Here is a 17,778-nt window from a genome sequence, read left to right as displayed (position 1 = left end):
TTTAAACGATGTAGGTCTAAAGAATCTACATTAAAGGGGATTTTATCAAAAAATGATTTAAACCTTAAATCAGTCGATTGCAGTTCATATTTATAAATTTCCAACCCTGTTAAAGGCTCACCTTTTACGTTGTAAATGGTATACATAGGATGTTTTTCATCTCCTTCATTTACCATATACTTCCCAGACTTCCCGGTATAATTTGGTATTGAAAATTGAAAGCCCTGGTTTTCCGAATTGGAGGAAGCGATGCCTGAGCCCCTTAAAACTCCTTTGTTCTCCTCAAAGCTTATTTCACCAGAAATCACTTCCATTTCTCCAGTTGAAGTAAATATTTGCCCTGATAGATTATTGATTTTTGGCCTTGGGATTTCCTGATCGACTATGTTTAAATGCAATGTTATTTTATTGTCTTCAATGTTGGCAAAAGAAATGCTGCCTTGCATTGACACCCTATTTGCCTGGGTCTCATAATAAAAATCTGAGGAGGATAGGGCATTTGTAAAATTTGCAGGTTTCAAGGATGGGAGACAAAGTGTAGGGTGATATTCTGCTCTGTCTATATTTCCCTGCCATTTGTCTGTTGAGTTTAAACTTTTCTTTAATACCAATTCATTCCATTGAATGATTGGACTGTTTTGATTGGTTAAAATATCAGGGAGTAAGCAGTAAATACGTTCTTTGCCTTCCGGGAAAACCATAATATTAGGCAATGGAATTTGATGAATACCCTCGGGGGACTGAATCTCTAAATAACTTTGATTTAGTGCAATAGGATCAATTTTGAGATCAGGACAAGGTTGCGCATTCGATTGAATTGAGACTATAGCGCCTAATGTACCAACAAAAATCACAGTGAAAATAGCTTTTCCGATCATAATTTATGTGGATTTGGTCCAAATGCCGATTTAAATATAATTTAGTAAAATATTTGGGGTTTAAAAAGGCAGATTACTATTTACCCATGTAGGAGTTGCTGATATTTTTAATGCCTTCGGATATTTCCAAACAAAAATAGCATTTGGGGCTAGTAAAAAAGATATTGGGTAAGAATTGTCATGGGGTTGGTATGAGAATGTTTTGGCTGAATTAGGGATAAAAAAAGGGAGTATAGCATTAGCTAAGCTCCCTTTTACTTCATGGATCAAGTTGAATTCAGTCCATTATATGTTTAAACTATTCTGGAAATCATTTATTTGCTGAATAAATTTCTGACTTTCCTCTTTTTCAGTTTGGATGAAGCCGTTGTCTTCTAAAGCGCCCAATACAAGATCTCTTTCTTCTTCGTTGGCATATACCATGTTTCTAAAAGGGTTGTCATAGTCTTTTTTCCTACTGCTATAAATTTTTTCAGACATGGCTTGGCGAAAGGATTTTGATGCTTCCAGCATTTCGAACAATTGGCTTTTATCAAAATCTGAAGTTTCTATGCCTTGATCTGCAAAGGCAATGGCAAAAGCATGTTTGGTTTTAGCTTCCTCATACTCATTTCCGAGTTTTATGTATCGGTCATGCAGGTCATTCCAGCTATTAATCTCTCCTTCTTTTACATCTGCGATCAATTGATCCATACAAAGTTTTGGCACCAATTGTCCACCGACATTAATCCACATGTCAGGGGCAGGAAGTTTGGACGTCAATTCTTTTAGGAAGCTTTCATTACTTAAATCCACCTTGGAATAATATTCTGACAAGCAATAAACAGGATAGTATTGAATAAGTTGCTTGAATAGGGTATAAGCCTCAGCGACCTTTATCAGTCTGATTTTTCTTTTGCTGTTTTCCCATCCAGTAGCAAAAATGTCTAGTTCTTTAACTAGTGGATCCTTTGAAGAAAGCAATTTTTTTCCTTTTGTTTAATAGATTGATTGGACTCTTCTTGTCCCGTTGGATGTTTTGCAAAGAAAGCCTTTCCACAAAGCTCTTCTAATACAGTAATGGAATTCAAAACTTCAACCATACTGTCAGGAGCTAGAAAATCAAATTCCAAACGTTGAAATTTCTCTATTCTCTTGTCCCTGGCTTTGTATTTCCAGGCGTTTCTTGACAGCGCATAAAGGTTGTATTGGAACCAATAAGCGGGCATAACGATCAATTCATCATGGGTGACATCATTGCTCAGCAAAGAAAAGGGTATTGGGATATCCAATTCCGCCGGATAATCACCTTTGGCCACAATGGTAAAAGTAGCCAGGCGGGAATTGTGCTTGAGGCTTACGCATAAGCCAGGCCAAAAGCCTCTTCCTGCAATGATTTCCCCATCTGCTCCCCTGGAGTTATGGTTGGAGCCTACCGTGGCACCTGCGGCCATATTGCTCTGTCCCTGTACCAAGGCAGCACATAAAAAGGAGTTGTTATGGTGCTGTTCATGGGAAGGGAAAATTAGAGAGTTCAAAACCTCACAACAAGAGATGGTTGCATTGGAACCTAAATAGCTATTGATCAGTCTGGCACCATACTTTAATTGGGACTGGGCAGCCATTAAAAACCTCACTGCTTTTACCCCATAGAAAAGGGTGCAACCTTCACTTACAATTCCATTTACCAATTCACAGCCTTCGCCCACTTGAGTGCTGGCATCTGCCGTTGAGTGTATTGTTAGGTTTTTAAGTTTATTAGCACCTTTGATATATGCATCTGATCCGATCCAAACATCTTTTATGATCAAGGTGTTCTTAATAATGCAGCGGTCGCCTACTTTACCATAATAGCCTCTTTTTACATCAAATTCGTTTTGCGTAAAAGAGAGGAGTTTGGATTGAAAGCGTTCGTCTGTTCTGTACCTGGACCACATCCAGGCATCACCTGGGAGCATGCCACTAAATGGGGCTACTTTTCTACCTCCGTTTTCATTGCAGAGCTCAAGCCATATCCTTACATCTTCTGATTCGCCTTCCTTTACAATGCCATTGCCAAACTTCGCATGGCTTGTTGTAGACATTTCATTGACATTTACCAAAACTACCTCATCGCCTAAAATATAATGGGAAAGGTAGTTGACATTGTCGATGACCACATTGTCCCCAATATCGCAACTGATAATGGTACTGTTGTACAGACCAACTGGCATTCTTAAGTTATGGTATTCAAGGAAAAAAGGCTCCAATTTCCCAATTCTTATCAAGCCGAAAAATTTACAATTTTTTACCAGATCAGGATTAAAAGCATCAGAAACCAAGATGTTGTTCCAGTTGTCAGCTTGATTGTGATTCCTTACAAGCTGTTCAAGTTCACTTGCACTTAAGTTTCGAAACAAAGTTTTTGTCCTGTTCTGTTTGTTTCGAAGATAGTATTCATCGGCACCTTCCGGCAAATATTTAGGATCAATAAACTGATAGCCCAAAGATGACAATGGATGACGCGAGATTTTATTCATGTTAAAAATCTTTGTTTAAAAAATAAACTATTCAACTGTGACAGATTTTGCCAAATTCCTGGGTTTGTCTACATCCAGTCCTTTTGCAAGGCCAGTATAATAGGCCAGAAGTTGAAGTGGTACTACACTAATCAGTGGCGCAATTAGTTCATCAGCAGCAGGAACTGAGATAATGTCATCTGCAATTTCTTCAAATACGGTGTCATTCTCAGTAACCACAGCCAATACCAGCCCTTTTCGTGCCTTAATCTCTCTGGCATTGCTGACAAGCTTTTCATGGTAAAGGTCCCGGGTTGCAACAAATACCACAGGTAGCGTTTCCTCTACAAGGGCGATTGGCCCATGTTTCATTTCAGCGGCAGGGTATCCTTCTGCATGGATATAACTGATTTCTTTTAATTTAAGCGCCCCTTCTAAGGCAATTGGAAAATTGTAACCCCTTCCCAGGAAAAGAAAATCTCTTGCGTGCTGATATTTAGCAGCTAATTTTTCGATGGAAGCTGCATTATTCAACACATCTTGAATTTTTTCAGGGACTAAAGAAAGCTCGTTGATGTAATGCTGGTACCTTTCTTTCGATAAAGTCCCTTTGGCATAGCCCAATTTAATCGCAATCATATAAAGCACTGCAAGCTGCGCTGTAAAGGCTTTAGTAGAGGCTACACCTATTTCGGGTCCTGCATGGGTATAGGCACCTGCTTCTGATAACCTGGCAATACTTGAGCCTACGACATTGACTACTCCAAAAATAAACGCCCCTTTACTTTTAGCATTTTCAAGTGCAACCAAAGTATCTGCTGTTTCCCCACTTTGAGAGACAGCAATGATCACATCTCCAGGGTTTATCACTGGATTTCTATACCTAAATTCAGAAGCATACTCTACTTCCACAGGTATGCGGCAAAGTTCTTCCAGAACATATTCCGCCAAAAGGCCAGCATGCCAGGAGGTACCACAACCTACTATTATGATTCTTTTGGCCTCTTTCAATAAATCAAGATGTTGGTCAATGCCCCCCATCGTGATGGTACCACTTTTGGCGTCAAGCCTTCCTCTAAGGCAATCAAAAATGGCTGTTGGCTGCTCAAAAATTTCTTTCAGCATAAAATGTTCATAGCCCCCTTTTTCTATGGCTGCCAACTCCATATCAAGCTTGGTGATAAAGGGGGTTATTCTTTCATTCCCTGGGTTTTTTAAGATCAGTTCATCAGGTTTTACGATAGCCATTTCGTAATCGTTGATATAAACCACTTCCTTGGTATATTCTATAATTGGGCTAGCATCAGAAGCTAAAAAATGCTCGTTTTTACCGATACCAATCACCAAAGGACTTCCTTTTCGGGCTGCGATCAATGTATCAGGTTGGTCCTGATCAATAATAATGATTACGTAAGCACCTACAATTCGCTTAAGGGCTATTCTTACAGCTTCCTCCAGATTTTCGGCATCATTTTGGTAAATGTCATCTATAAAATGAAGCAATACTTCCGTATCGGTTTCACTCTCAAAAACATATCCTTTTTGCTGAAGCTCTTTCTTTATAGGAGCATAATTTTCAATGATACCATTGTGTACCATTGCCAATTTCCCGGATTTGGAGCGGTGAGGATGTGCATTTCTGTCAGAAGGCTCTCCATGAGTTGCCCATCTGGTATGGCCAATCCCCGAATGCGCATGAAGGTTTTTGCCCACAAGAGAGGATTCCAGCTCAGCCACCTTGCCCATCTTTTTGTAAACAGACAATTCCTTGTCTAATAGGGCTACGCCAGAACTGTCATAACCTCGGTATTCCAGGCGCTGTAGGCCTTTTAAAATTATTGGATATGCTTCTCTGGATCCAATGTATGCTACTATACCACACATAATAAAATATCGGAATAATGTATTGTAAAAATTGTTAATGTAATACTATTCCGAAATTTAATGAATAAAAATGATGAATTACAACATTGAATTTTGAGCTGAATACCTTAGAAAATTAAAAAGTAAGGAAAAGTTCTTCTTACTTTTTAATTTTTAACTAAAGTTTGATTTAAAATTTTATTTATCTATTTTTATGATGTGATTTATTTTTAATCATTTACTCAATTCTTTATTTTTACTTTAATAAATAAGGTTTGAAATTTGAAACTATTTATTAGAAAAATGTAAAAACAACTTACTTTATTTCACTTTTTATTTCATTTATCCAACTTTCATACATTTCATTTAACTCTTTTACCCTTTCAGGATATTTATCCGCCAGGTTATTTACCTCTGTAGAATCCATTTCCATATTGGTTAAGTAGAGTTTGTCTGATTCTGTAAAGGTCAACTTACCGGTTGGGTCATAAGGATTTCCTAGTAATTTCCAGGGGCCTTTACGAACTGCCCAGGCATGCCTTTTATCATCAGGAAATCCAGTACCCCAGAACATGGTTTCATGTGGGGTGGCTTTTTGGGGATCTAAAATCAAGGGCAACAAACTTTTACCATCTATTTTTTGACTGGAAGGAATATTGATCCCAGTTAATTCGGCAAGTGTTGGCATCCAATCGATACTATTTGCCCAATGGTGCCTGCTCTCACTTTCTGGTATTACGGATGGGAATCTGATAATGGCAGGAACTCTTATTCCCCCTTCCAACATGCTAAATTTAGCCCCACTTAAAGCTCCTGAATCGCCACCGCCAAAAAACGCGCGCTCTTCTACGCTAAAACCATGATCTGACTGGTAGACAATGATCGTGTTATCCAGTTCACCGATGGCTTTGAGGTGGTAATATATTTCTCCAACCATATCATCAATTGTGGATACAAAGGCCGCGTATTCCTTTCTGGGCGTTTCTAGCTCACTATAATAGTCCAACCATTTAGGGTCTCCCTGATAAGGGTAATGCGGCATATTTATGGCCCAATAAGTGAAAAAAGGGTTGGTCTGATTTTTCACTTATAAACTGCTTCATTTCTTGTACCATCAGGTCACCGAAAAATTCTCCTGGCCTGTAGATTTCTGTTTCATTTCGATAAAGGTCATGAAGGTTTGGACCATGCCAGAAGAAGAAGTGTGAATAATTATCAATACACCCTCTTTGGTGTCCAAAGAAATAATCAAATCCCTGACCATTGGGTAATTTCTCTGGTGTATGGCCCAAATGCCATTTGCCTATTAAACCGGTTCTATAACCGTTAGATTTAAACATTTCTGCCATAGTTACCTCTTCGGTAGGTAATCCCGACTTGCCTTCAGGATCAGAATTGGGAGGAACGACATTGCCAAAAAGACCAGCATTGAAATTGTATTTACCGGTCATCAATGCTGCTCTGGAAGGGGAACAAACAGGTGCAGCCGCATAAAATTGGGTAAATTTCACTCCTTCCTTGGCCAATCGATCAATATTGGGGGTTTTAAGGTCTGTAGCCCCGTAACTTCCAAGATCTTTGTAACCTTGGTCATCAGTGAGGATGACAATAACATTCGGTTTTTTATTGGATCGTGTTTGGGCCACTAAGGAATTGCCTAGGGAAAGTCCGATAATCAGACAGAGAGAAATTATTTGGTTCACAGTTTATTGATTTTTTTAGGTTTTATCTTCTTAATTTTTCTAAATTAGTTGCTTAAACTTTCCCAAAAAATAATTTCACTAATTATATCACGATGAATCTAAGATTGTTTTTAGCACTGTCTCTATTAATTTGCCAGTTCACATTGGTTTTTGCCCAGGAGGAATTAAGTTGGAAAGATCCTTTAAGTGTTCCTGGTAAAAATCTTGTTCATGGTCAGGGATGGCCAGGCGTGGATTACCACAGACTCCCAGCTGATGCAGAGAATAAGGTAAGAAAAGCAGTATGGGATTTATCCAGACATGCTGCAGGAGTTAAATTGCGATTCAATACAAATGCTGAAGAAATTAAGGTAAAATATGTTGTTTCTGGGGCTCACGGTAAGACTCATATGCCTGCTACAGGTGTAAGTGGACTTGACCTGTACACTAGAGAAAGCGATCGTTGGCTATGGGTTCGTGGTCATTATTCCTTTGGTGATACCATACAATATACCTTCCCACTTATTGCTGACAGTAGTACAGCTAAAGATTTTGACCTTTATCTGCCTTTGTACAATGAAGTGACTTTTCTTGAAATAGGGGTAAATGAAAAAGCAACTTTCAGTTTTATTGCTCCAGGGAATGAAGATTTGCCTGTAGTAGTTTATGGTACCTCCATTGCTCAAGGAGGCTGTGCTTCCAGGCCAGGTATGGCATGGACTGCGATTTTAGAAAGAATGATTAATAAGCCAATGATCAACCTGGGTTTTTCTGGAAATGGGTTATTAGAAGAACCCCTTATTGACTATATGACTACTATTAATAGCAGTCTTTATGTTCTGGATTGTTTACCCAATTTGGTTAGGAATAGCTTCTCCGAGGATGAAGTCACCAAAAGAATTCTTGATTCAGTGAGAGAATTGAAAGCAAAGAGGCCGGATACCCCAATCCTTATGGTGGAACATGCCGGCTATACCGATGAACTGGTTAATAAGGATAGAAAAGAAGCTTATCAAAACAGAAATGAACTGTTAAAGGCAGCCTATATAAAGTTGATTACTGAAGGCGTGGAAGAATTGTATTACCTGGAAAAGGAAGACATAGGCCTAACCATGGAAGGAACTGTTGATGGAACGCATCCTACCGATTTGGGAATGGACCAACAAGCGAGAGGGTACTATTCAATTGTAAATGAAATTTTAAATTAAGAATTCAGGGAATGGTTTCTTGTTCTAAATGAAAAATTCAATGTTGGTTTTTGCCTGGAATTCGATCATTTTCCTTATGTTGGTTTATTTATGATGCCAATTAATTGAAACTTTCATTTTATTTCATGATTCAATAGGGAATCTATGGTATAATCTGGCTTGAAGAGGGAAATTTTAGAATAAAAGGGTAACCAGTCATATAATTTATAGGATGTTCTATTTGAACCTGAACCATGAAAAGCTATATTTGAATTATCCCTTTTAGGTAAATAAACTTTTATTTTCTTCACTAACTGCGAATGACCACACTTCAGAATGCCAGTAACAAAAGACTAGTTTCCTTGGATGCCTATAGAGGGATCACGATGTTTTTATTGGTTGGGGAGTCTGCAATGATTTATGGTGTTTTTCAGGGATTGTTTTCCGAAGGATCTATAGGGTATTCATTTTTCAACCAATTCACCCACCACCCATGGAATGGGTTAAGGTTTTGGGATCTTATTCAGCCATTCTTTATGTTCATTGTAGGTGTGGCCATGCCATTCTCCTTAAATAAACGATTGGCTAATCAGGGAGATCAAAAGAAAGTGACAAGACATATTCTTAGAAGGTGTCTACTTCTTTTTCTTTTTGGTACGGGTTTATATTGTATTAATGCTGGAGAGCTGGTTTTCGAGTTATGGAATGTCCTTACACAGCTGTCTTTTACCATCTTATTCACTTATTTCTTAATCAGAAAACCATTTAAATATCAATTTGCCATCTCTATTGGCTTGTTGGTGTTGACGGAATTGATGTATAGGCTGTATGATCCTGCGGCCCCTTTTATCAAAGGGGAAAATTTCGGATCCTATATGGACATGATTTTAATGGGTAAAATTAGTAGTGGGGGATGGGTAGCCATAAATTGCATTCCTACAGCAGCGCACACCCTTTGGGGAGCAATGTGTGGTAAATTACTGCTAAGTGATAAAACCAATGCTATCAAGATAAAATATTTAGTAATTGCTGGTCTGTCAGGCTTGGTTTTGGGATATGGACTTGATTGGACGGGTATTACGCCGATTATTAAAAGAATTTGTACCAGTTCCTTCGTTCTGGCTTCTGGCGGATGGGCGATTTTGGTGCTAGCTTTCTTTTTCTGGTTTATAGATGTTAAGAAAATTAATAAATGGCCTTTTATGTTTACGGTTGTGGGCATGAATTCCATATTCATTTATTTGTTTGCCAATCTATTGGGGCATCGATGGTTAACAAATGTGGTTCATGTTTTCAATTATGGATTTTTGGAACCGATTGGGGTTCCTGAAGTGATTTTGGCTTTGCTAAATGGCATCTTTACCTTGGCCATTATGTGGTATTTGTGTTATTTCTTGTATAAAAAGAAAGTGTTTTTTAAAATCTGATGATTTTAAATGGAAATATAAATTAAAAATTCAACTAACTAATTAATGTACTTATGAGTAATAAAAGGAGAGAGTTTTTGAAGCTCTCCGGCCTTGCCGGATTAGGAGTAGTGGGAACTGGTTTTAAAGGGTTGTCACTAGAAGAACAAAACAATGTCCTTGCCCAAAGCAAGAGAAGTCATACCCAGAGATTTAACATGTCAGGTTATGCTGCACCTAAATTAGATGTGGTAAGAGTAGGAATTGTTGGTCTTGGAAGCAGAGGACCTGGAGCAGTGAATAGACTTAGTAAAATCGAAGGAGTAGAAATCAAAGCACTTTGTGATTTGCTACCGGAAATGGTAAATAAAGTAGTTAAGTCTTTGGAGGGAACTTCCCACACACCTGATACTTACAGCGGTTCTTCATACGCGTGGAAGGAAATGATGGACAGAGATGATCTTGATTTGATCTACATCGCTACTCCTTGGGAATGGCATACTCCTATGGCTGTTTATGCTATGGAAGCAGGTAAACATTCTTGTTGTGAAGTGCCAATCGCAGTTACAGTTGAAGAGTGCTGGCAGTTGGTAGAGACTTCAGAAAGGACAAAGAAACATTGCATGATGATGGAGAACTGTTGTTATGATTTCTTTGAATTGATGACGCTCAATATGGCCAGAGATGGTTTCTTTGGAGATGTTTTCCATGGTGAAGGAGCGTATATTCATGATTTGTTGGGATTGAATTTTGCTAAAGACGGCTACCAGGACATGTGGCGTTTAAAAGAAAATTATAGGGATGGTAATCTTTACCCTACCCACGGATTAGGACCTGTTTGTCAGGCAATGGATATCAATAGGGGAGATCAAATGGATTACCTTACTTCTCTTTCCAGCAATGACTATCTTATGAAAGCTCATGCTCAGGAGTTGGCAAAAACAGATGATTTCTTTAATTCCTATGCTACTAAGAACTTTAGGGGCAATATGAATACCACTATAGTAAAGACTAAGAAGGGTAAATCAATTATGCTTCAGCATGATGTGAGCTCTCCTCGTCCTTATTCCAGACTTCATTTATTGAGTGGCACTAAAGGTGTCGCAAGTAAATATCCTACGCCAGGTATTTCTACTGGACATGAAGGATGGTTTAAAGCGGAAGAAATGAAAGCTTTAGAAGAAAAATATACCCCAGAAATTGTTAAAAAAGTAGGGGAGATGGCCAAGAAAATTGGAGGTCATGGTGGCATGGACTTCATGATGGACTGGAGAATGATCGATTGTCTTAGAAACGGTCTTCCTTACGATCAAGATGTATATGATGGCGCACTTTGGAGTGCAATTGCTCCATTGAGTGAGTGGTCAGTAGCAAACAGATCCAACTCTATAGATGTACCTGACTTTACAGGTGGATCTTGGAAAACGAATGCTCCTATTGAACTTACCTTAAAAGGTGGTGGAACGACAGGCGTAAACGTTTAAAAATAAAAAAGCTGTGGAAATTATTTCCACAGCTTTTTACTTTATTTTTCAACTATATATTCTTCTTATTTTACTTTTGAAGTTCCATACATTTTTTCTCTGAGCGCTTTGATCTCTGAGCTTTCAAGGTAAGACTCATAATCCATTCTTCTATCGATTGTTCCTGACGGGGTAAATTCAATAATTCTATTGGCTACCGTCTGAACAAAAGCGTGGTCATAAGAGGAGAACAATACCGTGCCATTGAAATCTATCATTGCATTGTTAAGGGCATGAATTGATTCCAGGTCCAGGTGATTGGTAGGTTCATCCAAAACCAATAAGTTTGGATTTTGGAGCATCATGCGAGAGAGCATACACCTTACTTTTTCACCACCAGAAAGCACTGACGCTTTCTTAAAGGATTCCTCACCCGTAAATAGCATTCTTCCCAAAAAGGTACGAACGTAAGCTTCTTCCTGATTATCCGAATATTGACTTAGCCAATCAATTAATTTCAAGTCAGAGTCAAAGAAAGGAGAATTGTCATTTGGCATATAAGCCTTATTGATGGTTACTCCCCATTTATAGCTTCCAGACTGTACTGGATTTTCGTCCATTAAAGTTTGAAAAAACTTTGTCACAGCTTGTTTGGTTTTTGAAAGGAAGGCAATTTTGTCTCCTTTATCCACCATTAAATTTACATCAGTAAAATAAGTGGTTCCATCATTTTTCAACTCAAGCTCTTCGGTGAGAAGTATTTGGTCACCAGCTTCACGTTCTGGTTTGAAAATAATACCAGGATATTTTCTGGTAGATGGTTTAATTTCATCCACATTCAATTTTTCCAGCATCTTTTTTCTTGCTGTAGCCTGCTTTGATTTGGCTACGTTGGCAGAAAAACGCTCTATAAATGCTTGGAGTTCTTTTCGCTTGTCTTCAGCCTTCTTGTTTTGATCTGTTTTTTGTTTGGCTGCAATTTGCGAAGATTCGTACCAGAAGGTATAATTTCCAGAGTAGATATTTATTTTACCAAAGTCAATGTCTACTATATGTGTAGCTACTTCATCTAAGAAGTGCCTATCATGCGAAACAACAATTACTAGATTTTTGAAGTTAATCAAAAAATCCTCTAGCCAACCGATCGTTTCTGCATCCAAATCATTGGTAGGTTCATCAAGAACCAGGATGTCAGGGTTACCAAACAAAGCTTGAGCAAGAAGCACCCTTACCTTTTGGTCACCAGAAAGGTCTTTCATTAGTTTACCATGAAGGCTTTCCACTACGCCTAGTCCAGACAATAATGCAGCAGCATCACTTTCTGCATTCCAACCATCCATTTCTGCGAAATCAGCTTCTAATTCTGCTGCCCTCAATCCATCAGCCTCGCTAAAGTCTTCTTTCATATAGATGGCATCCTTCTCAGTCATGATTTCAAAAAGTTTTTGGTGACCGATAATCACGGTACGTAAAACTTCTTCATCCTGAAAGGCAAAGTGATCCTGAGACAATACGGCCATTCGTTGACCAGGTGTAATGTTAACATTACCCGTAGTACTATCCATCTCACCAGTAAGGATCTTTAAAAAAGTTGATTTACCCGCTCCATTGGCACCGATAACGCCAAAACAGTTTCCGGGAGTAAATTTTAAATTAACTTCTTCGAACAAGGTTCTCTTGCCGAATTTGAGGGATAAATTATCTACTGAAATCATTCTTTTTACTTACTGTTTTAATAATAAAGTGCAAAGTTAAAAATTATTCCAGTATCACCTATTATATAGCAATTTGACCCTTAACTAGCTTTTGAATTCCGGTACCTGGATAGTAGTTCTCCAGTTGAATGAAAATATTTTAGCAATACAAGACCTGCAATTAAAATACAGGAAGCCATCAAAAAAACCATCGGTATTGCCGTTCCATTGTGAAACACACTGACCAAAGCGGAAACGATGCCTCCAATGGCCATGCGCATGAATCCCATCATTGCTGCAGCACTTCCTGCATTTTTGGTGAATGGAGCTAGGGATATCGCTGCAGAATTCGGTACACTTAATCCATGTCCGGTTAAAAATATAAACATCATGCCTATAAGAAAATAGACATTGAAGATGTTTGCCCAAACCCCTACGACCATTATAAAACCAATGACCAATTGGTAGCACAAAGCTGTAATTACAATGGTTCGGTTACTAAAATGATTTAATAAAATGTGGTTTAACTGCGTAGCACCTATCATGGCTATTGATAGGAAGGCAAACAACCAGCCATATTCGGTTACAGATAACCCGTATATATTAATAAAGACATCTGATGAGCCTGCGATATAGGCAAATGGTGCTGCTCCGGCAATTCCACCAACGAGTATGTAAGTAAGGTACTGTTTGTCTTTTAATACCTCTATATATTTATAGGTAACGGCCTTAGGTTTTAGCGATACACTTGGGTCAGGATCCGCTCCATCTGGAAGTTGCCATTTACAAGCAAATATTATAAGGGTACAAAGAATAGACAAGATTATAAAAAGCCAATGCCAATGGAAGTGAGCAGTGATGTATCCACCAAGAGTGGGTGCAATCATTGGCGAAACCGCAATCACCAAAGTAAGCATGGCAAATGCCTGGGCTATTTTATTTACAGGGAAAATATCCCTTACCAATGCCTGAGCTGCGACCATGCCCACACAACCTCCCACCGCTTGCATAAAGCGCATAAAGATTAGCGATTCAACAGAAGAAGTAAAAGAGCAACCTATGGAAGTAACCACATAAATCCAGAGACCTATATAAAGTGGCTTTTTTCTACCAAATCTATCAAGTAGTGGACCATAAAACAATTGTCCAATAGCAATTCCAATCAAGTAGCTGGTCAAAGACAACTGAACATTTGAAATACTTGTGGAAAGGCTGTCTGCTATGGCAGGGAAAGCTGGTAGGTACATGTCCACAGAAAATGGACTAATGGTGCTCAGTGCCCCTAGAATCAGAACCAGAATAAAATAGCTTTTTTGCTCCTTCATAATAATAAACAAAAGTAACCATTAAAATACATATTCTACCTTCTTTGGATAAACCATGCGATTAAAAACAAATGAATAGATAAAAATGTATTTTAAAATGATTAAAATGCTTTTCAAACTTGACTTTGAGTTACTAATTCATTAATATTGTGTCATATAAACAGTTATAAATTTTTATATTTTTATTATAGGACAGTTTTAGCATATTTAATTTCAATTACGATGAAAAAGCGGGTTATTATTCCGGTCAGATTGTTTTTTTACATTCTTTTGATTGGATTGGGGAGTTCGGGAAAACTATTAAGTCAAACAGTAAGTTTTAACCAAACAGCACTAAATTTCAATGAGTTCGATGAGATTGTATTAGGTACCTCTTTAGAGTTTGGTCCTGATGAGCGACTTTATGTTTCACAGCTCAAGGGAGAGATTAAAATCTATTCAATTTCTAAGGAAGGTCCAAACCAATACGATGTTGTTGGGGAGGAAGTATTATTAGGTGTTAAAAATATACCTAATTATGATGACCATGGCTTATTGGCCTTTGACAATCGATATGGTCGTCAAATAACGGGTATTACCGTAACAGGTACAGCCGAAAATCCTGTTATTTATGCCACTTCAAGTGATCCTAAATGGGGTGGACCCAGTGGAGATACGATGTTAGATACCAATTCGGGTATGATAACCAGATTGACTTGGACAGGTACAGCCTGGGAGGTTATTGATTTGGTTCGAGGGCTTGCAAGATCTGAAGAAAACCATGCTATTAACGGTATTGAACATACTATAATTGGAGGTAAACCCTATCTGATTATTAGTAATGGAGGTTTTACAAATGCAGGTGCACCTTCAAAGAATTTCACTTATATATCTGAATATGCCCTAGCCGGTGCAGTTTTGAAAATTGATTTGGATGCTATCGAAGCACTTCCAGTCAAAACAGACAGCCATTCAGGAAGGGCTTATAAATATGATGTTCCTACACTAGATGATCCAACCAGGGCAAATGTAAATGGGATTTATAACCCAAATGATCCTGGATATGATGGAATAGATGTTAACGACCCTTTTGGGGGTAATGATGGATTGAACATGGGTATGGTAACCTTAGATGGTCCTGTTCAAATCTTTTCACCAGGTTATAGAAACACCTATGATTTAGTAGTAACTGAAAGCAATAAGCTTTATTTGACAGACAATGGCGCCAATATCAACTGGGGTGGAATGCCAGCGAATGAAGGGGACTCTCTAACAGTTAGTAATGCTTATGATCCTCTTGAACCAGGTGCTAGTCCGCTAAACCCTACCACAACTGGTGAGTTTGTAGACAATCAGGATCACCTATTAATGGTCACCAATGATTTAGAAACTTATTCTTCAGGAAGTTATTACGGCGGGCACCCAACACCTTTAAGAGCGAATCCAGGACAACCTTATCAGACAGGTAGTCCTTTTCCTTTTTCTCCAGGTGGAGCAGGATTGTACACGAAATTTGTTGGTGATGATAAAGATTTTACGAATATCACTCCTACTGTACAACCTACAGATAAGTTTAGAACACAAATATTAGAGCCGGTAGCACCCGGCCAACCGGGATTTGAGGAATATGCATCCAATAGTCTTCCAGCTAACTGGCCTCCAGTACCTTATAGTGTAGCCAATGGAGTGGAAGCGGATTTTATTTCGCCTACTTTACCCAATTCTAATGGACCACAACCAGACATTGTTACAGTTGTACCAAACAACTCAAACGGTATAGCTGAATATACTGCAAGTAACTTTGAAGGAGCAATTAAAGGATCTTTAATTGTCGGTAAGAATGGAGGTATTTTGCATTTAATTCACCTTAATGAGAACGGAACATTAAAAGAAGCTGAATTTAACAAATGGAACCTGAATGGTGGAAATGCTTTAGGTATCACTACCAATGGGGACGTGTCCTCATTCCCGGGAACGATCTGGGCGGCTACCTTTGACAACAGGATAATGGTCTTGACACCTGCTGATGATATATTTTGCATAGCAGTAGATGATCCGGAATTTGATCCTTTAGCTGATTATGATCATGATGGATATACCAATCAGGATGAACTTGACAATGGCACAGACTATTGTTCTGGTGGTTCAGCACCAAATGATTATGACAAGGATTTAATATCTAACCTCAATGATGAGGATGATGATGGTGATGGCATTCTAGATTCTTTGGATGCTTTCCAAGTCGGTTATCCAATTAATTTACCATTGGAAAACCAGTTGTTTACCAATCAATCTGATGCTTCAGGAGATGAATTTGGTTATCTAGGTTTAGGTCTAACCGGACTCATGAACAATGGGGATAGTAATCCCAACTGGCTGGATTGGCTGGACAAAGGGAATGACAGTCCTGGACCACCTGATATTTATGGAGGTACTGCTGGTGCCATTCAGGTATCCATGACAGGCGGAACCGCCAATGGATTGTCAAACAACCAGGAAAAAGGCTTTCAGTTAGGTGTAAATGTTGGTAATGAAATAGGGAACTATGTCATTTCTTCAGGAATAATAGGTTTATCCTCTCCTGGCCAATTGTATGATTTTGATGGAACCGGTGAAGTTGGAATTCAGATTGGGGATGGTACTCAAAGTAATTTCATCAAGCTTGTGTTTAATGATGCAGGAGTACTTGCATCCCAGGAAATTAACGATGTGGAAGACCCAAATCCTTTGTTTCTTCCAATACCTGTAAATGAGCGACCAAGTTCAAACACGCTAATAGAACTGTCTTTCGATGTAGATCCTGTAAACGGAACAGTTAAACCTTTTTATAAGTACAGTAACCAGGCATTGGTGCCACTTGGCACCATTCAAGCAGCTGGAGCAGTACTAACTTCCATACAAGATATCAATCAACCATTGGCAGTGGGTATTTATGGTACCAGCAATGATACCACCAAGAGTTTTATTGGGGTGTGGAATTTTATCAGTGTCATTGGAGAAAAACCATATGACATCCGTAGCTTGAAAGACATCAGCCGATTGTTGGGAGACGATGACGTTACAGTAGACCTTACGGAATACTTTGGCGACAATAATGGAGAAAATAATTTGACGTTCTCGGTTACGGAAAACACGAACCCTGTAGTTGGAGCTACTATCAATGATAAAATATTAACAGTAGATATTCCAAATGACGAAGTTACTTCGGATATAACGGTAAGAGCGACGGATCAAAATGGCTATTATATCGAGCAAACTTTTGAAGTGATGGTAGAGCAGGATTTCACCATACTTTTAAGAATTAGTGGTGGTGGAACGGAGATAAGTTCAACAGGTGGTTTACCATCATGGATGGCCAATTATGTTCAGGGACCTGCATATACAGAGGCTTTTGAAGCTACAAATAGTAAAAGTGGTAGTAATGTTTTCCCTATTGAAAACAGACACGCTTCCATACCTAGTTATATTACAGATGCCGAATATGTTTCGATCTTTAATAAAGAACGGTATACTACTGATGCTACCATGGAATACAAAATTCCACTTCCTGATGGACAATATGCGGTAAATCTTTATTTAGGGAATGGGTATATAGGTACCTCTGCACTTGGAAAACGTTACTATGGCATTCAAATCGAAGGAGAAGTTGTAGAAACATCCATTGATCTTATAGAGCGTTTTGGCCATCAAGTAGGTGGTATGGAGCAATACCTTGTGACAGTCACTGATGGGGAGTTGAATATCTTTTTCGAAAAACAAAAGAGAATCCACTTTTCAATGGAATAGAAATCCTTGGTAAGCCAATTCAAACGCCAATTACTTAT

Annotated in this window: 12 protein-coding genes; 4 read left to right on the top strand and 8 right to left on the bottom strand. The window is 38.6% G+C overall.

Features of this window, described 5'->3' with window-relative positions; translation table 11 throughout:
- The 6 genes from ADICYQ_RS12500 to ADICYQ_RS29335 all read right to left on the bottom strand — a co-directional run.
- The coding region (locus ADICYQ_RS12500; protein ID WP_040416030.1) for a hypothetical protein at positions 1–878 on the bottom strand (878 nt) is incomplete at its 3' end.
- 285 nt (positions 879–1,163) lie between these two features.
- Positions 1,164–1,841, bottom strand: a complete 678-nt coding sequence (locus tag ADICYQ_RS29345; protein ID WP_020890172.1) for a DUF6819 domain-containing protein — start codon at positions 1,839–1,841, stop codon at positions 1,164–1,166.
- The gene (locus ADICYQ_RS12495; protein WP_020890171.1) at positions 1,817–3,376 is read right to left on the bottom strand and encodes a DUF4954 family protein; all 1,560 of its coding nucleotides are present in this window, start codon (positions 3,374–3,376) and stop codon (positions 1,817–1,819) included. The genes ADICYQ_RS29345 and ADICYQ_RS12495 overlap by 25 nt, the downstream gene beginning before the upstream one ends.
- A 27-nt stretch (positions 3,377–3,403) precedes the next feature.
- Complete coding sequence (gene glmS, locus ADICYQ_RS12490; RefSeq protein ID WP_020890170.1) at positions 3,404–5,239, bottom strand: glutamine--fructose-6-phosphate transaminase (isomerizing); 1,836 nt, start codon at positions 5,237–5,239, stop codon at positions 3,404–3,406.
- A gap of 295 nt (positions 5,240–5,534) precedes the next feature.
- Positions 5,535–6,260 carry a sulfatase family protein gene (locus ADICYQ_RS29340; RefSeq protein WP_020890169.1) on the bottom strand — a complete coding sequence of 242 codons (726 nt, stop codon included), beginning with the start codon at positions 6,258–6,260 and terminating at the stop codon, positions 5,535–5,537.
- Positions 6,229–6,921, bottom strand: coding sequence for a sulfatase-like hydrolase/transferase (locus ADICYQ_RS29335; protein WP_262485369.1), 693 nt, complete (start codon positions 6,919–6,921; stop codon positions 6,229–6,231). Before ADICYQ_RS29335 ends, ADICYQ_RS29340 begins: the two co-directional genes overlap by 32 nt.
- 92 nt (positions 6,922–7,013) lie before the next feature.
- Between ADICYQ_RS29335 and ADICYQ_RS12480 the strand changes: the two genes are divergently transcribed.
- The 3 genes from ADICYQ_RS12480 (at position 7,014) to ADICYQ_RS12470 (ending at position 10,977) form a co-directional block, all read left to right on the top strand.
- Positions 7,014–8,108, top strand: coding sequence for an SGNH/GDSL hydrolase family protein (locus ADICYQ_RS12480; protein WP_051160192.1), 1,095 nt, complete (start codon positions 7,014–7,016; stop codon positions 8,106–8,108).
- Positions 8,109–8,407: 299 nt separating this feature from the next.
- Positions 8,408–9,514: an acyltransferase family protein gene (locus ADICYQ_RS12475; RefSeq protein ID WP_020890165.1), complete on the top strand. Its 1,107-nt coding sequence runs from the start codon at positions 8,408–8,410 to the stop codon at positions 9,512–9,514.
- A gap of 53 nt (positions 9,515–9,567) precedes the next feature.
- A complete protein-coding gene (locus ADICYQ_RS12470) occupies positions 9,568–10,977 on the top strand; it encodes a Gfo/Idh/MocA family protein (protein ID WP_020890164.1) in 1,410 nt (469 codons plus the stop codon).
- Between the two features lie 65 nt (positions 10,978–11,042).
- Here the strand turns inward: ADICYQ_RS12470 and ADICYQ_RS12465 are convergent, their stop codons facing one another.
- A complete protein-coding gene (locus ADICYQ_RS12465; RefSeq protein ID WP_020890163.1) occupies positions 11,043–12,671 on the bottom strand; it encodes an ABC-F family ATP-binding cassette domain-containing protein in 1,629 nt (542 codons plus the stop codon).
- A gap of 80 nt (positions 12,672–12,751) precedes the next feature.
- Positions 12,752–13,975 carry a multidrug effflux MFS transporter gene (locus ADICYQ_RS12460; RefSeq protein WP_040416027.1) on the bottom strand — a complete coding sequence of 408 codons (1,224 nt, stop codon included), beginning with the start codon at positions 13,973–13,975 and terminating at the stop codon, positions 12,752–12,754.
- 222 nt (positions 13,976–14,197) lie between these two features.
- Between ADICYQ_RS12460 and ADICYQ_RS12455 the strand changes: the two genes are divergently transcribed.
- Positions 14,198–17,740, top strand: coding sequence for a malectin domain-containing carbohydrate-binding protein (locus tag ADICYQ_RS12455; RefSeq protein WP_020890161.1), 3,543 nt, complete (start codon positions 14,198–14,200; stop codon positions 17,738–17,740).
- Positions 17,741–17,778: the final 38 nt, after the last annotated feature.

This window comes from Cyclobacterium qasimii M12-11B (genome assembly GCF_000427295.1).
GTDB classification, from domain to species: domain Bacteria; phylum Bacteroidota; class Bacteroidia; order Cytophagales; family Cyclobacteriaceae; genus Cyclobacterium; species Cyclobacterium qasimii.
This window is presented reverse-complemented; position numbering and strand designations above follow the sequence as displayed.